Source organism: Streptomyces sp. NPDC024555, assembly GCF_055559335.1.
In genome coordinates this window covers 137,410-154,993 of the sequence record NZ_JBVHKV010000020.1, presented here as the reverse complement: position 1 = coordinate 154,993, position 17,584 = coordinate 137,410, and the positions used below count along the sequence as shown (strand labels likewise).

General features: G+C 70.4%; 19 protein-coding genes. 12 read left to right on the top strand and 7 right to left on the bottom strand.

The genetic code is table 11. The features are described 5' to 3' along the window. Window positions 1-550 precede the first annotated feature (550 nt). Window positions 551-2,956: a helicase associated domain-containing protein gene (locus ACZ4FH_RS30010; protein WP_467308824.1), complete on the top strand. Its 2,406-nt coding sequence runs from the start codon at window positions 551-553 to the stop codon at window positions 2,954-2,956. A 276-nt stretch (window positions 2,957-3,232) separates the two neighbouring features. On the opposite strand, the gene ACZ4FH_RS30005 is transcribed toward ACZ4FH_RS30010, so the two are convergent. Continuing rightward, window positions 3,233-3,613 (bottom strand): tautomerase family protein, encoded by a 381-nt coding sequence (locus ACZ4FH_RS30005; protein ID WP_467308823.1) that lies wholly within the window; start codon window positions 3,611-3,613, stop codon window positions 3,233-3,235. Window positions 3,614-3,676: 63 nt separating this feature from the next. On the opposite strand from ACZ4FH_RS30005, the gene ACZ4FH_RS30000 reads away from it, so the two are divergent. Then, a complete protein-coding gene (locus ACZ4FH_RS30000; RefSeq protein ID WP_467308820.1) occupies window positions 3,677-4,162 on the top strand; it encodes a MarR family winged helix-turn-helix transcriptional regulator in 486 nt (161 codons plus the stop codon). Between the two features lie 85 nt (window positions 4,163-4,247). On the opposite strand, the gene ACZ4FH_RS29995 is transcribed toward ACZ4FH_RS30000, so the two are convergent. Beyond that, on the bottom strand, window positions 4,248-5,429 hold the full coding sequence (locus ACZ4FH_RS29995; RefSeq protein WP_467308819.1) for an alpha/beta hydrolase family protein: 1,182 nt from the start codon (window positions 5,427-5,429) through the stop codon (window positions 4,248-4,250). A gap of 216 nt (window positions 5,430-5,645) precedes the next feature. Then, window positions 5,646-6,107, bottom strand: coding sequence for a MarR family winged helix-turn-helix transcriptional regulator (locus ACZ4FH_RS29990; RefSeq protein ID WP_467308817.1), 462 nt, complete (start codon window positions 6,105-6,107; stop codon window positions 5,646-5,648). Window positions 6,108-6,212: 105 nt separating this feature from the next. Between ACZ4FH_RS29990 and ACZ4FH_RS29985 the strand changes: the two genes are divergently transcribed. From ACZ4FH_RS29985 to ACZ4FH_RS29965, 5 genes are all read left to right on the top strand, one after another. Then, complete coding sequence (locus tag ACZ4FH_RS29985) at window positions 6,213-6,911, top strand: SgcJ/EcaC family oxidoreductase (protein ID WP_467308816.1); 699 nt, start codon at window positions 6,213-6,215, stop codon at window positions 6,909-6,911. 53 nt (window positions 6,912-6,964) lie between these two features. After that, window positions 6,965-7,417 carry an SgcJ/EcaC family oxidoreductase gene (locus tag ACZ4FH_RS29980; protein ID WP_467308814.1) on the top strand — a complete coding sequence of 151 codons (453 nt, stop codon included), beginning with the start codon at window positions 6,965-6,967 and terminating at the stop codon, window positions 7,415-7,417. Further along, on the top strand, window positions 7,414-8,172 hold the full coding sequence (locus tag ACZ4FH_RS29975) for an SDR family NAD(P)-dependent oxidoreductase (protein ID WP_467308812.1): 759 nt from the start codon (window positions 7,414-7,416) through the stop codon (window positions 8,170-8,172). The genes ACZ4FH_RS29980 and ACZ4FH_RS29975 overlap by 4 nt, the downstream gene beginning before the upstream one ends. Window positions 8,173-8,366: 194 nt before the next feature. After that, window positions 8,367-8,852: a diadenosine tetraphosphate hydrolase gene (locus ACZ4FH_RS29970; protein WP_467308810.1), complete on the top strand. Its 486-nt coding sequence runs from the start codon at window positions 8,367-8,369 to the stop codon at window positions 8,850-8,852. A 123-nt stretch (window positions 8,853-8,975) separates the two neighbouring features. Continuing rightward, on the top strand, window positions 8,976-9,455 hold the full coding sequence (locus ACZ4FH_RS29965) for a hypothetical protein (RefSeq protein WP_467308809.1): 480 nt from the start codon (window positions 8,976-8,978) through the stop codon (window positions 9,453-9,455). A 141-nt stretch (window positions 9,456-9,596) separates the two neighbouring features. Here ACZ4FH_RS29965 and ACZ4FH_RS29960 read toward each other — a convergent pair whose 3' ends face one another. Further along, window positions 9,597-9,974 carry a DUF5655 domain-containing protein gene (locus tag ACZ4FH_RS29960; protein WP_467308807.1) on the bottom strand — a complete coding sequence of 126 codons (378 nt, stop codon included), beginning with the start codon at window positions 9,972-9,974 and terminating at the stop codon, window positions 9,597-9,599. Between the two features lie 352 nt (window positions 9,975-10,326). On the opposite strand from ACZ4FH_RS29960, the gene ACZ4FH_RS29955 reads away from it, so the two are divergent. Next, complete coding sequence (locus ACZ4FH_RS29955) at window positions 10,327-11,316, top strand: LuxR C-terminal-related transcriptional regulator (RefSeq protein WP_383641110.1); 990 nt, start codon at window positions 10,327-10,329, stop codon at window positions 11,314-11,316. A gap of 132 nt (window positions 11,317-11,448) precedes the next feature. Here the strand turns inward: ACZ4FH_RS29955 and ACZ4FH_RS29950 are convergent, their stop codons facing one another. Next, the gene (locus ACZ4FH_RS29950) at window positions 11,449-12,027 is read right to left on the bottom strand and encodes a TetR/AcrR family transcriptional regulator (RefSeq protein ID WP_467308806.1); all 579 of its coding nucleotides are present in this window, start codon (window positions 12,025-12,027) and stop codon (window positions 11,449-11,451) included. Between the two features lie 80 nt (window positions 12,028-12,107). Between ACZ4FH_RS29950 and ACZ4FH_RS29945 the strand changes: the two genes are divergently transcribed. Both ACZ4FH_RS29945 and ACZ4FH_RS29940 read left to right on the top strand, forming a co-directional pair. After that, window positions 12,108-12,881 carry an SDR family oxidoreductase gene (locus tag ACZ4FH_RS29945; RefSeq protein ID WP_467308804.1) on the top strand — a complete coding sequence of 258 codons (774 nt, stop codon included), beginning with the start codon at window positions 12,108-12,110 and terminating at the stop codon, window positions 12,879-12,881. A gap of 39 nt (window positions 12,882-12,920) precedes the next feature. Beyond that, a complete protein-coding gene (locus ACZ4FH_RS29940) occupies window positions 12,921-13,283 on the top strand; it encodes a VOC family protein (RefSeq protein ID WP_467308803.1) in 363 nt (120 codons plus the stop codon). A gap of 29 nt (window positions 13,284-13,312) precedes the next feature. Here ACZ4FH_RS29940 and ACZ4FH_RS29935 read toward each other — a convergent pair whose 3' ends face one another. Next, window positions 13,313-14,236, bottom strand: coding sequence for an aminoglycoside phosphotransferase family protein (locus ACZ4FH_RS29935; RefSeq protein ID WP_467308802.1), 924 nt, complete (start codon window positions 14,234-14,236; stop codon window positions 13,313-13,315). Window positions 14,237-14,322: 86 nt separating this feature from the next. Continuing rightward, on the bottom strand, window positions 14,323-14,967 hold the full coding sequence (locus ACZ4FH_RS29930; protein WP_467308801.1) for a 4'-phosphopantetheinyl transferase family protein: 645 nt from the start codon (window positions 14,965-14,967) through the stop codon (window positions 14,323-14,325). Window positions 14,968-15,734: 767 nt separating this feature from the next. On the opposite strand from ACZ4FH_RS29930, the gene ACZ4FH_RS29925 reads away from it, so the two are divergent. Then, window positions 15,735-17,270, top strand: a complete 1,536-nt coding sequence (locus tag ACZ4FH_RS29925) for an amino acid adenylation domain-containing protein (RefSeq protein WP_467308799.1) — start codon at window positions 15,735-15,737, stop codon at window positions 17,268-17,270. Beyond that, on the top strand, window positions 17,267-17,578 hold the full coding sequence (locus ACZ4FH_RS29920) for a hypothetical protein (RefSeq protein WP_467308798.1): 312 nt from the start codon (window positions 17,267-17,269) through the stop codon (window positions 17,576-17,578). The genes ACZ4FH_RS29925 and ACZ4FH_RS29920 overlap by 4 nt, the downstream gene beginning before the upstream one ends. The last annotated feature ends 6 nt before the right edge of the window (window positions 17,579-17,584 follow it).

Genomic DNA, 17,584 nt, shown 5'->3' with positions numbered 1-17,584 from the left:
CCCGCGGAGCGGGATATGCAGCGGCAAGCCGCTGCATAGAGACAGAATTGCGCAAGCGCAATTCAACATTCCCCCGCAAGCGGGGGAATGGAATTCCGCAAGCGGAATTCTAGGGGTGTGACAATTCGCGCAAGCGCGAATTGTGGGTGTCCGCGCAAGCGCGGACACCTCGGCGGGCTGTTGGGAGGGTGCGTCAGGTGCGGGTCTGTGTGGTGTCTGGGGTTTTCTGCCACTGTCTATGAGGGGTGTGATGGGTTGTCCGTGTCTGTTGTGGGCCGGCCCACAGGTAGTGAGGGGTTCCGCTGCGCTCCACCCGAACCCCTCCCCTGCCGCTGGACTCTCCCGGTGTCACGTCGGCTGATGCCTCGTCAACCGGGGTGTGTGTGATGTCGGGATGAAGGGTCGGTTGCGTGCCGGTCTCCAAGGGTGCATCGCGGATATTTGGCTGTGTAGAATCTGGGTATCGATGCCATACTCATGACCCGGCACATACCGCTTCGGATTCTCCTCATCGGTTGCGTACAGCATTTTGCTAAAGGGAGATCACGGGATGTCCGTGAAACTGCGTGAACATCAGATCGAGGCTGTCGCCGCTGTCGTGCGTGGTCTCGATGTCCCGCCGGGAGGGATTCCGGTCAGTGGTCTGCGTGGACAGGTGCACGCCGCGTGCGGGACGGGAAAGACCGTCATCGCGGCGGCATCGGCCAGACGGATCGTTCCCAAGGGACGGGTCCTCGTCCTGGTACCGACACTGGACCTCCTGACCCAGACAGTGCAGGCATGGCGAGAAGTAGGACACTCCGGGCCGGCGGTTGCGGTGTGCTCGCTCCGGGACGATCCGGAGCTGTGGAGCCTGAAGGTGCGGTCGACCACGAACCCCGTGCAGCTGGCGCTGTGGCACGGGACGGGGCAGGTGACCATGTTCGGTACGTACGCCTCGCTGGGGGTCCTGGCCGAGGCCTTCGAGGGCGCCTACGGACAGCAGCTCGATCCCCTGGACTTGATGGTGGTCGACGAGGCGCACCGGACGTCCGGGTCGATGGGCAAGGCCTGGGCGGATGTTCACGACCAGGGGGTCATTCCGTCGTCCCGGCGGTTGTACCTGACGGCGACGCCGCGGATCTGGGAGGAGCGGCCGAGCCGCGAGGTGGCCGAAGGGGTTCGTGATCCGTTGCCGCGGGAGATGGCGGCGAGCATGGATGACGAGACGGTGTTCGGTCCTGTGCTCTACAGACTCAGTCTGGCGTCGGCGGTGTCGCGGAAGCTGCTGGCGCGGTATCAGATCATCGTTCTGGAGCTTCAGGACCCGGTCGTGACCCCGGAGCGGCTCATGGGTGAGGAGCGGCACTCGGAGGAGGTCCGTGGGCAGAGGCTCGGGGGGCTGCAGGCTGCGCTCCTGCACGCCATGGCGCAGCACGGGTTGTCGTCGTGCATTACGTTCCATCGCCGGACGATGGAGGCGCAGGCCTTCGCGGAGGGTCTGCAGCGTGTCGGGGAGAGGCTTCATGCGGACCGGCCCGATACCTATCCTGCTCGGATCTGGGCCGGCTGGCTGTGTGGCGAGCATGCTCCCGGGCACCGGCGGGAGGTGCTGGGCGGCTTCGGGTCTGCGAGCCGGCGGGCAGTGCTTTCGAATTGTCGTGTTCTTGGTGAGGGTGTCGATATCCGGGCGGTGGACTCGGTGGCCCTGCTCGATCCGAAGGGGGCGCCGCACGACATCGTCCAGGCTGTCGGGCGGGCGCTGCGGCAGAAGCCCGGGGAGGGGAAGCTTGCCTCGTTGATCGTGCCGGTGTTCCTTCAGCCCGGAGAACAGCCTGAGGATATGTTCACGTCGGGTTCGTATCGGCCTTTGGTGAAGGTATTGGAAGGGCTGCGGGCTCATGATGAGGAGGCGGTGGAATTGCTTGCGATTCCTCAGGAGCCGCAGAAGAACGTTGCTCAGCCGTCTCTTTTCATCGGTTCCGTTCCGGAGGAAGGCGAAGAGGAATCCCGGTTGTTGCTGCGGTTTGCTGTTCCGCGGGATCCGGTGATGGTCGCGGAGTGGGTGTCGTTCAACGTGATCGACACCGAGCGGCAGGACTGGGCGCGGGGCTGGGCGAAGCTGAAGGAGTACAGGGAGCGGGTCGGGGACGCTCGGGTGCCCTACGAGTACCGGGAGGGTGCGTTCCCGCTGGGGCAGTGGGTCGCGGAGCAGCGGCGGGCGTACGGGGCCGGGCAGATGAGTGGGCGTCGTGCGGTGCGGTTGGAGAGGCTGGGGATGGTCTGGTCGGCTGCGGATGAGCGGTTCCAGGAGAACCTCGCCGCGGCTCGGGTGTACTACCGGGAACACTGGACGCTGTGTGCGCCGCGGTCCGCGGCCGCGCTCGGAAAGCCGGTCGGGCAGTGGCTGTCGAACCTGCGCCGGCCGGGCGTACTGGACGGGCACCCGGAATGGGAGGCGGCCCTCCGGGCGGTGGATGCGGACTGGAACCCGTCCTGGGCGCCGGTCTGGCAGCGGCACTACGCCGTCGTGCGCGAGATGCTCGCCGAGGAGACCATCCTCGGCTATATCGAACCCGGGGTCACCGTCCACGGGATGGACATCGGGAAATGGCTGGCCCGGCAGCGCCGGCCCGAGGTCTGGACGGCCCTGTCCGACGAGCAGCGCGAGCGCCTGGAAGCCGTGGGAGTCGTACCCGTGGAAATGGAGCTGGAGACCTTCACAGAAGCGCCGAAACGGGCCCCGAGCGGCTTCGAAAAGGGCATTGCGGCCCTGGGACAGTACAAGAACCGCACCGGATCGGTGACCGTACCCAGGGCCCACGTAGAGGTACTGCCCGACGGGGCGGAGGTCAAGCTCGGGGTATTCCTGTCCAACAGCAAAAGCCGCCGGAACAAGCTCACCCCGGACAAACTCACCACACTCGCCAACCACGGACTCGAATGGGCAACCACGGAAGCGGAAGGGGTGGCGTGATGGGTGCGAACGTCCCAGAAGCCAGGAAAAGAACAACAGGCACAGAACATACTGCCCAGCAGACACAGCCAGTCGGACACCGGCCTGGGTCCCGGTGACCGCTCCGGCCATGGCGGCAGCGGCCAGGTCATCACATCGGTCACGCCCGACCAGGGCACCCCCACAAGATCCTGTTACAAGCTCTTCGGACCCGTGCTGCAAAAGCCGTTCACACAGGGCCCGCAGAGCGGGCCACAGTTCTGGCGCGGCGGTTGATGGGGGTGGGCGGTGGGAGGGTTAGTCGGGGAGGACGCCGCCGATGAAGGTGCGTTCCTGGGGGGAGGCGAGGAGTTCTACTACGGTGCTGGGGCGGAGGTCGTGGCCGAGCACGCTGGTTACCGCGTCGGTGAGTGCGGTGCCAAGGCGTGTGGTGATGTGGGTGGCGTCGGGGCGGTCGAAGAGGCCGGCGCGGACGTTCAGGGTTACTGAGGCGGTGGTGGTGACGGGTTTTCCGGCGTGTGCGAAGCGGCCTGTGGGGACTCCGGAGAGGCGGATGGTGACGAGTGCTCGGGCCCAGTCGCCGTAGACGTCGGTGATGGCGTCCGTCAGGGCGGTGATCAAGGGGGCTTCGTTGCCGGCGAGCCTGCTCTCGGGGATGTGCGCGGTCAGGTGGGGCATAGTTGATCCCGTTCTCTTTGAAACCAAAGCCTTTGTTCTCAAAGGTATATGGGAGAGGTTCTGATGTCCACGGAATCGGGTGGCCCGTCCGTCGGTGAGGCCGTTCGCACCCTGTTGCTGCTCATGCCGCGGCTCGTCGGCCGGGCCAAGCGCCTGCCCGTCCCGCTCGCGCTCCAGGGCCTGGACCTGGCGCCGCGTCATCTCTCGCTGCTGGCCCATCTGGAATACGACGGCCCCATCACCGTCAACGACCTGGCCGCGCGGCTGGAGGTGGCGCCGACCACCGTCAGCCTCATGGTCAGCGAGCTGACCCGGCTGGGCGTTCTGCAGCGCACGGCTGATCCCGGTGACCGCCGCCGCCGTATCGTCGCCATCGCCCCCGCCTACGCCGAACCCATCGGCCAATGGCTTTCCGGGAGCGCCTCCGCGTGGGAAAGCGTCATGCGCGGTCTCACCCCCGCCGACCGCGCCACGGTCGTCGACGCACTGCACGCCTACGAGACCGCCCTGGAGCACACCGGCGAACAGCGCCGTGGCTCACCGCGCTGAGGCTGTGTACTGCCTGGCGGGCGCGTACTGACGTTCCTGTCCGTGGTTGCCCCGTCAGCCCGAGGGAGCGGGCGTGAGGGCTGGGTCAGTGCTGGAAGGTCACCTCCGGGTTGGCGGCTGTGGGGGTGGCGAGGAGGGGCTGGGGCAGGTTTTTGAGGTGGAGGTCGAAGAAGGCGGCGAGGTAGTCGCGGGTGATGCGGCTCGAGCGGTCGGCGGAGAGGGGTGCGGAGGGGTCGGGGAGGCCCAGTTCTTCGCCGAGGAGGGGCATGTCGGTGAAGGTGAAGTGGCCCGCTCCGGTGACGGTGAGCCATCGTTTCCAGCCGTCGAGGTGCGGCCAGGTACGGGCCCAGGTGGTGTCCGTGGTGCTGTGGGGGGTGTGCTGGACTTCGGTGCCGAGCATCATGAAGGGGCGGCCGTGGAGTCCGGTGGTGGGCACCGGGGCGTAGAAGGCGCCGTCCATGTTCGCACCCGCGCGCACGCGCCGGTCGACGGCCATGGTGGATGCGGCGGCGTTGCCGCCGATGGAGTGTCCGGCCATGCCGATGTGCCGCCGGTCGATCATCGGGGCGTGGCGCCAGGCCGGGTGACTGCCGGTCAGTCGGTCCAGCAGGAACGAGATGTCCTCGGCCCGGCCCCGGGCGACCTCTGCCATGCCCGCGTCGCCGGTGCGCTCCACGTAGTCGCAGGCCGCGCAGGGCAGCACGCGTCCGCCAGGGAACACCGTGGTGACCGACTCGTGGGCGTGGTCCACCGACGCGACCACGTAGCCCCGGGAGGCCAGGTCCGTCGCGAGGGACGTCAGGGTGTGGCGGGCCTGTCCGAACCCCGGTGACAGTACGACCAGCGGGAACCGTCCGGCCGCGGGCACCGCGCCGCCGCGGGCGTGGGTCCGGGTGGCCGCGACCGCTGCGGGCTCGACGAGGCCGCCCAGGCCCCGGGACTCCAGGAGCAGTTCCGCTTCCTGGGCGCTCATGTACGGGGCGGGTGTGCCGGTCCCGGCACGTGCCGGGTAGAACACGGAGGCCAGCAGCTCGCGTGCGCCGGCCCCGGGCACGTACGGATCGGCGCGGTCGGTGTCGCGCAGGTGCAGGGTGCTCTCGCCGACCGCGTACGGGCCGCTCGGCGCGGGGAGCCGCAGCCGCGGGGCGGTGGCGGTGAGCGCAGGCTCTGCACTGCCGGGCCGGAGGGATGGAGCGGCGGCGGCCGGAGCCCCCAGAGCGAGGACGAGGAGTACGGCAGCGGCCGTGGCGCGGTGAGGAAGTCTCATGATCCGTACGCTAGGCGCGCGACGGGGTACGCGGCGTCCGCCCACGGACCCCGGTTCGCTACCTCCCACGTCCCATGCCCGGAGCGGGCGTCGTACCCCGGGCCTACCCGCAGCCGCCCCGGGATGGCCGGCGGTGCAGCGCGGAGGGCGACCCCCTTCGGTGTTCGAGTCGTGCGCCCGGGGACGGGTGCGGGGCAGTGGTCCTGCACATGGGCGTCAGACGGAGCCGGTGGTACGGAGTTGCTCGGCGGCGGCCTGGTAGGCGTCGGTGGCGCGGGTGAAGTAGTCGAAGAGCACGGCGAGTTGCTCGGGGGTGTAGGTGGCGAGGAGTTCGCCGATGCGTTGGCGGGCGGGGGCCATCGCCTCGTCCAGGCCTGCGGGTTTGCCGACGGGTTCGACGATCACCTTGCGCCGGTCGTCGGGGGACGGGGCGCGGCGGACGTAGCCGGCTGCTTCGAGCCGGTCGATCAGGCGGGTGGTGGGGCCGGTGGTCAGGCCGGTGCGGGTGCCGAGTTCGCCGGGGGTCATCGGGCCGGTGAGTTCGAGGATGTTGAGGGCGTAGAGGTCGGTGGCGCCGAGGTCGCATGCTTTGGCGCCGGCGTGGCCGTGGAGCATGACGGCGCTCAGGTAGCGGCGGTAGGTCTCTCCGGCTCCGGACGGCATGGCTGGCGTTGACATGGGCTCCTCCACTCCATAATCTCTTCCTTAACGAAGAGACATCTTCCAGGAAGAAGATGCTCTACGGCATCTTCTATGTCTGTGAAGTTACCATGGAGGGGAACCATGCACACGAACACCACCACCGAGCCCACCGTGGCCGCCGAGCCCGCCGCATCGGCTGCACCGGCCACCGGGCCCTCGTCCCGCCGCAGCACCGTGAAGCGGGTTCTCCTCGCCGGTGGCCTCGCCACCGTCCTGGCCGCCGCCGGCACCTACTTCTGGCTCGACGCCACCTCCGACCCCAAGGTCCTCGGCCAGGCGGAATGCACCGCCGTCACCCCCTCCCTCATCACCACCGCGTCCGGCACCGCGAACGCCGGCGACCGGAGCGCCGTCTGCGCCACCCTGCGGGCCCTCACCGACGCCTGGGACCGCGCGGACGCGAACGGATACGGCGAACAGTTCACCGCGGACGCCACGTACACCACCTACGTCGGAACCCACTACCAGGGCCGCCGGGACATCACCGACGCCCACCGCGCCCTGTTCGGCGGGTTCGTCAAGGGAACCGGCCTCGCCGACTCCTTCCTCGGCATCCGCTTCTACGGCCCCGACACCGCCGTGGTCACCAGCCGCGGCGACACCTACAAGGGGGACCGGCCCGGTGCCGCGGACCTGACCAAGACCCAGACCTACACGCTCGTGCGCGAAGGCGACGGCCACTGGCGCATCGCCGCGTTCCACAACACCCAGCGCAAGAACGTCATGGAACGCCTCTCCTTCCTCTGGGACCCGGCCACCGCCCCCGACGCCGAGAAGTGACCACCCCGCCCCATCCTTCCCGCCACTCCGGCCATTCCAGAAAGGACACCGCCATGACCACCGAGGACACCGCCGCCGTCCACGCCCTGCTGCACCGCAGCGCCGCCGCCTGGGCCGCCGGCGACGGAACCGCGTACGGGGACTGCTTCACCGAGGACGCCACCGACGTCACGTACGTGGGCACCGTCTACCGCGGCGGCACCGAGATCGGCCGTGCCCACCAGGCCCTGTTCGACAGCTTCCTCAAGAACACCCGCCTCGACATCGACGTCCGCACCCTGACCTTCCACGGCCCGGACACCGCCGTCGCCCTCACCCACGGAGCCGTACGCAAGCACGGCGCGAAAGCCGGACGGCCCGACAAGACCGCCACGTACACACTCGTACGCCGCGCCGACGGCTCCTGGCGCATCGCAGCCGTACAGAAGACCGCGCACCGCCGCCTGATGGAAGCGTTCTCCTTCCGCATGCAGCCCGCGACCCGCCCCGAGACGGGCCGGCCATGACACCGCGCACCGACGACCGCCCCACCGCACTGGTCACCGGAGCCGGCGCCGGCATCGGGCGCGCCTTCGCACAACGCCTGGCGGCGGACGGCTACCGCGTGACCGCCGTCGCCCGCGACCCCGGCCGCCTCCAAGCCCTCACCGCACAACTCGGCCCCGGCCACGACTGGCTCTCCGCCGACCTCGCCACCGACGACGGCCTGCACCGCACCTGCGAGCTGATCACCCGCAACCCCGTCCACCTGCTGATCAACAACGCCGGAACCGCCACCACCGGACCGTTCGCAAACACCCCGCTGGACCGCGCCCTGGACATGCTCGACCTGAACTGCCGGGCCCTCACCGCCCTCGCGCACACCTTCCTGTCCCGTGCCCGCCCCGGCGACGCACTCCTCAACGTCTCCTCGACCCTCGGCCGGACCCCGAAGGCGGGCCTCGCCGTCTACAGCGCCACCAAGGCCTACACCACCGCCCTCACCGAAGCACTCTGGACCGAACACCGCGGGACCGACATCCGCATCCTGGCCCTCTGCCCCGGAATGACAGCCACCGAATCCCAGCAGCACGAGGACGCACCCGCCGCCCTCGTCCAAACCCCCGCACAAGTCGTCACCACCGCCCTCCACGCCCTGCGCAAAAACAACGGCCCCACCACCGTCCCCGGCACAGCCAACCGACTCCTCGGCCTCACCACCCGCCTCCTCCCCCGCCGCACAGCCCTCGCCCTGCTCGCCGACAGCAACCCACCCGGCTGAGCCCCCACATGGCAGAACGCCGGTCCGTGACCAATCCGGCGGAACCTGGCGGCATCCGCGAAGGACTGCGGGTGCCTGCTTCCAGCCCGCTCAAGAACAGCGGGCGCCCAGAACCTGCTCGACTTCCGATTCGGTACTGCTCGACCACCGCTGGCGTCGACGGGTAGGCGACTGCGGCCCGATAGATTCCGCCCATGGTCGACGACTGGCAAACAGACCGGATCGGACATGCCCTGCGAGGCACCAACCCCACGGTTCTGCGGCGCCTGAACGCAGGCTTCGCAGTGATCGGAGACGTACAATTCCTGCCGGGCTACTCGGTGCTCCTGGTCGACGATCCCGCAGTGGAACGGCTGTCGGACCTGCCCCGGCACAAACGGCTGGCCTTCCTCTCCGACATGGACCGGCTCGGAGAGGCCGTCGAGCGGGTGTCCCGGCGCACGGATCCGGCATTCCGGCGGGTCAACCTGGAGATCCTGGGCAACACCGACGGATTTCTGCACGCGCATGTATGGCCCCGGTTCGCATGGGAACCGTCCGAATCGGTACGAAGGCCCGTGTGGCTCTACCCCCGGGACTGGTGGACCGACAGCCAGTACGCACTCGGGCCGCACCACGACCCGCTGCGTGAGGCGATCGGCGAGGAACTGGACCGTCTTCACCCGGCGGACGGGCAGTGAGCCGACTCTGAAGCGGCGGACCTGAGAGGCCGGGGACCCCGTGCGGGGCGCCGCCCCGCACGGGATCCGTATCACTCCCGTGGGTGATATCGGTGCTGGTCGGCGGCTGGTTGGGTCGGGATCATGACCAAGCAGCTCAGGCTTTTCAGGGGCCTTGCCGTGGCCGTTTCCGCCGTTGCCGTGATGGGGGCGGGACCGCTCGCCGGTACCTCGGCCGCCGCACCGGTTCCTCGACTCGCAGGCGCCGGGGCGACCATCCGTGCCGAGAGCGCCGCAGCGGCCCAGGTGGACGCGTTCTTCGGTGCGTACCGTCGTGCGTCGCTCGGGGGCGGTGAGGAGACACCCGAGGAGGTACGCCGTCTGTACCTGGACCCGGCGCTCGACGCCCAGTTGACGGACTGGGCCGCCGAGCACGACGCCGACCCCGTGTTCCGCGCCCAGAACATTCCGGACTCCTGGACGGTGGCGACACGCACGACGGACGAGGAGACAGAGACGGTGGCCCTCACCGAGCGCTGGGAGGACGGCACGGCCACCACCCTCTGGTACACCGTCAGGCTCACCGACCTCCTCATCGTGGGAATCACCGACCCACCCCGGTGAGGTGCGTCGCCGCCGTTCCGCGGCGGTGAGATGGTCAGGATCAAGACCGCCGACATCCGGGTGCGCATCACCCGGTGCGTGGATGCGTCCGGGCCGCCTGTACGCATGTGCCTTCGCGCGCGGGTGGACGGATCAGGAGGCCTACTGCTTGAGGAGGTGCGCGCCTTCTCCGACGAGGTAGGCCTCCTCGATCCAGCCGGCGACGGTCTCGTCGAGCTGGTCGAGGGTGCTGAGGCTGACGTGGTGGACGTAGAGGCGTTTGGTGTAGGGGACGGCGCGGGTGATGCGGGGGTCCTCGACGGCGCGCTGGAGGTCGAGGTAGGCACGCAGACCGGTGGGGACGGGGTGGCAGCCGGCGAAGCCGCGGCGCACGCCCTTGAAGGTGACGGTGCTCTTGGAGACGGAGTAGACGAAGGGGCCGCACCGTTCCACGAGTTCGACGAACCGCCAGAACATGGCGACGGAGGAGTCCGGCTTACCGGCGAGGTGGTCCTCGACCGTCCATTCCGTGGGTGTCATCCGGCGACCATATAAGCGGGGCGGGCGGGGCAGCGAGGCCTTGGCCGCTTGCTGCCACGACGACGGCCGCATCGTGCCGCGGCGCGTCCGCGGGCGGGCGTCGCGTGGCGCGGCCACCGCCGATGACGACGGTTCACCGGCGAACCCGCTGGGCGGCTCGCCGAAGCCCACCGGAGGACTAAGGGAACTCCCAGATCCGCACGCAATTCTGTTACGGATCTTTCGCGACAACTAACTTCGGATATAAGGCAGTTGAGGAACACACCCTGCCACTGGGGCGGCTCGCCGGAAATCCCGGGCGTACCACCCGGCACTCATCCTCCGAACGACTGGGACCGCGAAGAAGCAGTCAGTGGGAGAACGCATGTTGCGGCGGCTCGGACTCGACCAGACCACGGAGGCCGTCTACCGGCTGATGCTGCGGAACCCGCGGCTGGGGGTGGTGGATCTGGCCGGTGAGCTGGGGGTCGGTGAGGATGTCGTACGGGCCGGCCTGGACCGTCTGGCGGATCTGTCCCTGCTGCGGCCGACCGATGCTCCGGCGGGGGTCACACCGGTCAGTCCGCATGTCGGGCTGGAGACGCTGATCGCGGGCAAGCAGGCCGAGCTGGCCCGGATGCAGCAGGTGGTGGAGGAGAGCCGGGAGGCGGTGACCCGGTTCGTCGCGGAGTTCAGCTCGGCCATGGGCACCCGGGAGCTGAGCACGCTGGAGCGGCTGATCGGGGTGGACTCGGTGCGGCTGTGTCTGGAGGAGCTGTCGGCGGAGGCCACCTCGCAGACGTGTTCCCTGGCGCCCGGCGGACCGCAGACCAGGTCCAACCGGGATGCGAGCCATCCGATCACGTCGGGGCTGCTGGCCCGGGGGGTGCGGGTGCGGACGGTCTATCTGGACAGTGTGCGCAACGATCAGGCGAGCCTCCAGCACGCGTTGTGGCTGCACGAGATGGGCGGCGAGGTCCGCACGGCGCCGACGCTTCCGCTGCGGCTCCAGATCATCGACGCGAAGGCGGCCCTGCTGCCGCTGGACCCGCTGAACACGGCCGCGGGCGCGGTCCTCGTACGGGAGCCGGGGGTCGTCCACATGGTGGCGGCGCTGTTCGAGCAGATCTGGGACCTCGCCAAACCGACGGAGAGCCCGCCGGAATCCGTACCCGTGCTCAGCGCACGCGAGCAGGAGGTACTGAAGATGCTGTCCCGGGGGATGACGGACCAGGCGATCGCCCGGCACCTCGCGGTGTCGCTGCGCACCGAGCGGCGGATCATCTCCGATCTGATGGAGCGGCTGGACGCCCAGACCCGTTTCCAGCTGGGCCAGCAGGCCGTGCGGCACGGCCATCTCTGATCGAGCGGGAGCATGACGGTTCTCCGGACCAAGGTCCTTCGGCGCCGAGAGCGATCACGGTCGGCCGGCGCACCGTCCGGAGGTTCCGCCGGGGTTCACCGCCTCCGCTCCGGTGGCCGGCACTCTTCGGGCTCAGGTCGCGGGCGGGAGGCCGTGGCGCAGGCCGTCGAGGAGGAGGTCGGTGATCTGGCGGGCTTCGTCGAGCCAGCCGTCGCCCACGCGCATGGCGCAGATACCGCCCAGGGCCCGCAGCAGGGTGGGGCCGCTGACGTCGCCGCGGACGGTGCCGGCCGCGGCGCCGGCGTCGAGGAGTCGGGTGAGGGCGTCGCCCATGCGGGTGCGGGCGTCGTCGAAGACCGGTGAGTTGCTCGCCATGATGCTTTCCAGCGCGACGGACATCCCCTTGCCCACAGCTGCGTGGTCGACCAGCAGGTGCAGGAAACGGCGCAGGGCCTCCTGAGGGGCGTGGTGGTCGAGCAGCTGCTCGGGGGCGGCGCACAGGTCGTCGACTTCCTTGCGGTAGACCTCCTCGATCAGTGCCTCGCGGGTCTCGAAGTGCCGGTAGAGGGTTCCGACGGCGACTCCGGCACTGCGGGCGATCTCTTCCACATGAGCGTCGGTGTCACCGGCGAGGAATGCTTCGCGGGCCGCGGACAGCAGGGCTTCACGGTTGCGGCGCGCGTCGGCGCGCAGCGGGCGTGGTGACGACAAGAGGCCTCCGTAAGGTGAGTCCGGTTCCGTTTATGTGTATCGTTTCCGGAGTCAGGTTCATCTTACGGAAGGACTCTCCGATGCCGACCATCGATGAGGGGCTGGAGGGCCTGCGGGTCCTGGTCACCGGCGGTAGCCGGGGCCTGGGGGCGGCGACCGTGCGCCGGTTCGTCGCCGCGGGCGCGACCGTGTTGACGGCCTCCCGCAGCCGGCCCGCCGAGAACAGCGGCGCCACCTTCGTACCGGCGGACCTCTCCACGCCCGAGGGGGTCGCCGCCCTCGGGCGCCGCGTCATCGACCAGGTGGGCGGCGTGGACGTCCTCGTGAACAACGCCGGGGCTGCGAGCCCCCCGGCACCGACCCTGAGCCGGTCGGACGAGTCCTGGCAGGCGGACCTGGGCATGAACCTGCTCAGTGCCGTGCGCCTGGACCGGGCCCTGGTGCCGGGCATGGTCGAGCGGGGCTCCGGCGTCGTCGTGCACGTCTCCTCGATCGCCAGCCGGCTGCCCCAGCGCACGGAAGCCTCCTACGCCGCGGCCAAGGCCGCGCTGAACACCTACAGCCGTGAACTGGCCACCGAGGTCGGCGAACGCGGGGTACGCGTGGTCTGCGTTCTTCCCGGCTTCGTCGTCACCGACGGCGCCACCGCCCACCTGCGGCACATGGCCGAGCAGCAGGGTGTGACCACGGACGAGATCACCCGCCGGATCGTGGACCACCTGAACGTCCCCATGGGCCGCCCCGGAGACCCCGAGGACGTCGCCGAGATGATCGCCTTCCTCGCCTCCGGCCGCGCGAAGTGGCTCACCGGAGCGCAGTTCCGCGTCGACGGCGGCATCCTCCCCACCGTCTGAACACCGACCGGCACCAAGAACGGGAACAGGACCACCACCATGCCCCTCACCCTGACCTCCGTGATCATCGACGCCGCCGACATCGAGACGGAGGGCGCCTTCTGGCACCGCCTGCTCGGCGGTTCGACCACCACCACCCCCACCCACCACTTCATCCAGGCACCCGGCCTGCCCGTGATCGTCGTCCAGTCCGCCCCCGGCCACACCGCCCCGGGCTGGCCGGACGGCGCCCCCCAGCAGATGCACCTCGACTTCGCCGTCGACGACCTCGCGACCGCCGACCGCGCCGCCACCGACGCCGGCGCCACCCGCCTGCGCCCCACACAGGAGCCCGGCACCGGCACCGGCAGCCGCGTGTACGCCAGCCCCGCCGGGCATCCTTTTTGCCTCCGCGCGGCCTGAGACTGCACCGGCCCGCCGTCGGCCGGAGGTCACCGGGTGCGCAGCGCGTCCGCGATCGCGACGGAGGGCGGAGCGAGTCGGGTCGCACCGTCGTCGATGTCCCAGAGCGAGTTCTGCAGCAGCCGTCCCAGGGTCCAGCCGGTCGCGCGTGCGCGGTCCAGGCCGAGGGCATCGGTGAGCAGGTCGAAGCGGCGCCGCACGATGCGCGGGGTGTCGCCCTTCGCCACGACGTCGTCCCATCTGCTGTCCAGGGCGGGCCACAGATCGAATCCCGGGTCCCCGGCGAGTGGCTCCGGATCGATGGCGATCCACGGCTCGCGCCGCGCGGCGAGCACGTTGTCGTAGTGCAGATCCCAGTGCAGCATCCGGTCCCCGGGTTCACCGGACAGTTCGGCCACGGCCGATGCCCAACCGCGCAGGAGCCGGCGGTCGGCCGGGTCGGCCAGCCTCGTGACCGCCTGGGGGATCTGGTCCAGCATCTCGGAGGCGATGTCGCCGAGACCGCGCAGTCCCGGCGGCGCGGGGACCGCGACCAGCCGTGCGTGAAGTTCGGCGAGGGTGCGCATCGCCACGTCGTCATCGGTGATCGAGGCCAGCGTGCGGGCGCTGTTCAGGCGCTCCAGGAGCATGCTGCTGCTCAGGGGGTCGTGGTCGAGCAGGCGCACCATTCCGTTGCCGTTCCAGGTGCGCAGGCCGATCAGTGCGGCGGTGGTCTCCTGCCGGGGCATCTGGAGTCTCAGGACCGCCGGCGTACGGTCGGGGCGCAGCACCGGCAGTACCAGTGAGGCTTCTCCGGCTCCTGCGGTGCCGTCCCGTTCCAGACCCCAGCGTTCCAGCATGTCCGTCGCGAGAGCCGGCAGTCCGGCGATCCAGGCTCTCCCCTCCTCGCCGAAGGCCGTGGCGTACGACGCCGCCAGGTGATGCGGGACCTCGGCCGCTTCCAGCGTATTCACATCGCATCTCCTTCGCCGGACACCGGGTTCGCGCCGCAACCTACCGGAGGCCGACGGCCGGCCCTGTCATCGCGGCGCACGCGCCCTCACACCACGACCGCGGTGAAGATCAGGCCGTTCCGTACGCACCAGCGGCCGTTCATCGCCGTGAGGGGTGTCCCACCGACCGGCGGTCCGGTGCGCTGCAGGGCCACGGTGAACGTGCCGTCCGGTGCGAGCCGGACGGTGGCGTCCTCGTGGTCCAGCCAGCGGCGGGCCAGCGGGAACCATGCCTTGTAGACGGACTCCTTGGCGCTGAAGAGGAGCCGGTCCCAGCAGATGTCGGGACGGTCCGCGGCCCAGGCGGCGAGGGCCAGGCGTTCCTCGGGGCGGGCCACTCTGGTGAGGATGCGGTCCGGGACGGGCTCGTGCGGTTCGGCGTCGATGCCCAGTGAGGCGACCGTGCCCTCCCTGGTCAGTGCGGCGACCCGGTAGCCGTCGCAGTGGGTCATGCTGCCGAGGATGCCGGGGGGCCACAGCGGCTCGCGGTGGCGGCCGTTGGGGATGGCGACGGGGGGATGGCCCAGCCGGGCCAGGGCCTCGCGGGCGCAGTGGCGGACGGTGGCGTACTCCAGACGGCGCTGTTCGACGGCCCCGGCGAGAGCGGCCGCCTCCTGCGGGAACAGGGTCGCCTCCGGAACGTCCCCGAAGGCCTCGACCACCGCGGTGCCCGGCGGGAGCAGCCGCTCCATCGCGGGTCCCCGAAGCCGATCGCCCTGCGGCATCCGTGCCCTCGCCTTCTGGCCACCGCGCTCGGCGGATGTGATCGGCGGACGTGAACGGCGTTCCGTGGCACCGGTGTTGACGTGGGTGCCGGGCGGCGCCGGGGACACTACATCGCGGTGGCCGCCGGGTGTGCAAGGAGGCCTCCGCGCCCCGTGATGCCGTGCGACGCGACCCGTGTCCCCCGCCCGTATCCCCCCGGCCCCGTACCCCGTACCCCGTATCCGTACGGAACAGAGTGAGATTTGACGGAGTGCGGGGTTTGAGAATCGCTGGAGTGCGACTCGGGTTCCGCTCGAACCGGCACAGAGGTGCCATGCGTACTTCGTGTCACCGCTCAGCCCTTTCACGCGGTTCCCCGTTCCGGCGAGCATCTGACTCGGCGCCCCGGGGCTCTCCCCAGGTCACAGGCTCTGGGGTGCCCGGGTATGCCGCCCACCCGGCCGCGAGGCCGGGCCCCCCGACACGGGAGCTGTTCCTGATGAGGAGTCTGACCAGCGTGTTTCCGATGGCGTCGTCCACGTCCCCGAAGCACACCGGCGCCCGCTGCGCGCCGGGCCGCACCGCCCCGGCCCTCGCCGGCGGCGGCCGCCGTTCCGACGACGACATGGGCTGGCAGTAGCCGCGGCGCACCTGCTCCCTCGTCCGGTCCGAAGCTGTCCGCCGGGCGCATTCCACGTCCCGCGAACGCGCCACAGAGAACGGGGAAAATGCGGTGAACACCACCTCGGCCACCATGCGACGCCCTGAATTCCAGCGCGTCGAGGCCCTCTTCGCCCAGCAGGTCCTTCGCACACCGGACCGCGTCGCCCTCGTCGACGGGGACCGGAACCTCACCTATGCCCAGGTGGACGAGAGGTCCCGCCGCATCGCCGGGCTCCTCGCCGGGAACGGCGTGGTCACCGGCGATCCGGTGGGCGTCGACGTGGACCGGACCGCCGATCTGCCGATCGCCCTGCTGGGCGTGTTGCGGGCGGGCGGCGGTTACGTACCGCTGGACCGTTCGTATCCGGCGGAACGGCTCGGCCGGACGGCCCGTGCGGCCCGTCTGCGGCTGGTCCTGTCCGACGGCGGCGAGCCGCCGGAGTGGGTCCCCGAGGGGGTCCGCGTCCTGCCGCTGCGTCCGGACGACGATCTGGAACGGTTCGACGGACGGGCCCGGCCCGTCGACCCGGGGACCGACTCCATCGCGTACGTCCTGTTCACCTCTGGCTCGACCGGCCGGCCGAAGGGGGTGGCCATGCCGCACCGGGGGCTGGCGAACCTGCTTCCCGGGCAGGGCGGGCCGAGCGGGCTGGACGGGCCCGCGCGCACCCTTCAGTTCGCGCCGGCCGGGTTCGACGTGGCGTCCCAGGAGATCTTCCCGACCTGGCTGTCCGGGGGGACGCTGGTGATGCTGCCGGCCTCCACGCGGCTCGGTCCGTTCGCCCTGCTCGACCATCTGGTGCGCCACCGGGTGGAGCGCATGATCCTGCCGGTGGTCGCGCTGGACATGCTCTGCCGGGCCATCTGCCGCCGGAAGCCCGATCTGTCCGCGCTGAAGGACGTCGCCGTCGCCGGGGAGCAGTTGCGGATCACGGCGGCGATGCGGGCCGCGTTCGGTACGCATCTGCGGGCGCGGCTGCACAACCAGTACGGCCCCACCGAGACCCATATGGCGACCGCCCACACCCTGTCCGGGGATCCGGCCGCGTGGCCGCTGCTGCCGCCGATCGGCCCGGCCGTGCCGGGGATGTCCGTGCTGGTGGCGGGCCCCGACCGCACGCCGCTGCCGCCGGGCGAGGCGGGTGAACTCCTGATCGGCGGGAAGCAGGTGGCGCTGGGCTATCTGCACCAGCCCGAGCTGACCGCGGAGCGGTTCGTCGTCGTGGAGGGGCACGGGCGGATGTACCGCAGCGGGGATCTGGTGCGTCAGGAGGAGGACGGCACCGTGCACTTCCTGGGCCGGCTCGACGACCAGGTGAAGATCCGCGGGTTCCGGGTGGAGCTCGGGGAGGTGGAGGCGGTGGCCGAGGAGGTGCCGGGGGTGGGCGCGGCCTCGGCGGTGGCCCGCGTGGACAGTACGGGTCGTTCGTCGCTGGTCCTGTTCGTCACCGGGGACCTTCCCGACGAGGACACCGCGGAGCGTGTCGTACGGGCCCGTCTCGCGGCCGCCCTGCCCGACTACATGCTGCCCGCCCGGATCCGGCTGGTGGACCGGCTGCCGCTGACCGGCAACGGCAAGGTCGACCGCAAGGGGCTGCTGGCCTCCCTGACGGCGGCGGCCGTATGAGGACGCTGAAGATCGGGCTGGTCCCGGACGGGTCGCGGGAGGCCGCGGTCCCGTCGCCGGACGGCCTGGCCGCCGGTCTGTCGAAGGTGCTCACCGGCCTCGGTGTCGAGCATGTGCACGTGGTGCGCGGTGCGGGCCGGCTGGACGCCATCCTCTACTTCCTGGCGGAGGACCCGCTCGGCGCGGAACGGGAGATATGCGCCGCGCTCCGGCGGTCGGTGGGGAGCGGTGAGCTGCGCGGCCTGAGGGTCGACGTGTGCGAACTCGACTTCTACCTGTCCGTGGGACTGACGTCGCCGGAGGACTGACCTCGC

Bases quoted from the DNA above. Each gene is read 5' to 3' on its own strand.
- ACZ4FH_RS29990 (WP_467308817.1), bottom strand. From the start codon at position 6,107: ATGTCAACGCCAGCCATGCCGTCCGGAGCCGGAGAGACCTACCGCCGC.
- ACZ4FH_RS29975 (WP_467308812.1), top strand. From the start codon at position 7,414: ATGACACCGCGCACCGACGACCGCCCCACCGCACTGGTCACCGGAGCC.
- ACZ4FH_RS29980 (WP_467308814.1), top strand. From the start codon at position 6,965: ATGACCACCGAGGACACCGCCGCCGTCCACGCCCTGCTGCACCGCAGC.
- ACZ4FH_RS29920 (WP_467308798.1), top strand. From the start codon at position 17,267: ATGAGGACGCTGAAGATCGGGCTGGTCCCGGACGGGTCGCGGGAGGCC.
- ACZ4FH_RS30000 (WP_467308820.1), top strand. From the start codon at position 3,677: ATGTCCACGGAATCGGGTGGCCCGTCCGTCGGTGAGGCCGTTCGCACC.
- ACZ4FH_RS29945 (WP_467308804.1), top strand. From the start codon at position 12,108: ATGCCGACCATCGATGAGGGGCTGGAGGGCCTGCGGGTCCTGGTCACC.
- ACZ4FH_RS29960 (WP_467308807.1), bottom strand. From the start codon at position 9,974: ATGACACCCACGGAATGGACGGTCGAGGACCACCTCGCCGGTAAGCCG.
- ACZ4FH_RS30010 (WP_467308824.1), top strand. From the start codon at position 551: ATGTCCGTGAAACTGCGTGAACATCAGATCGAGGCTGTCGCCGCTGTC.
- ACZ4FH_RS29930 (WP_467308801.1), bottom strand. From the start codon at position 14,967: ATGGAGCGGCTGCTCCCGCCGGGCACCGCGGTGGTCGAGGCCTTCGGG.
- ACZ4FH_RS29985 (WP_467308816.1), top strand. From the start codon at position 6,213: ATGCACACGAACACCACCACCGAGCCCACCGTGGCCGCCGAGCCCGCC.
- ACZ4FH_RS29965 (WP_467308809.1), top strand. From the start codon at position 8,976: ATGACCAAGCAGCTCAGGCTTTTCAGGGGCCTTGCCGTGGCCGTTTCC.
- ACZ4FH_RS29940 (WP_467308803.1), top strand. From the start codon at position 12,921: ATGCCCCTCACCCTGACCTCCGTGATCATCGACGCCGCCGACATCGAG.
- ACZ4FH_RS29970 (WP_467308810.1), top strand. From the start codon at position 8,367: ATGGTCGACGACTGGCAAACAGACCGGATCGGACATGCCCTGCGAGGC.
- ACZ4FH_RS29995 (WP_467308819.1), bottom strand. From the start codon at position 5,429: ATGAGACTTCCTCACCGCGCCACGGCCGCTGCCGTACTCCTCGTCCTC.
- ACZ4FH_RS29925 (WP_467308799.1), top strand. From the start codon at position 15,735: ATGCGACGCCCTGAATTCCAGCGCGTCGAGGCCCTCTTCGCCCAGCAG.
- ACZ4FH_RS30005 (WP_467308823.1), bottom strand. From the start codon at position 3,613: ATGCCCCACCTGACCGCGCACATCCCCGAGAGCAGGCTCGCCGGCAAC.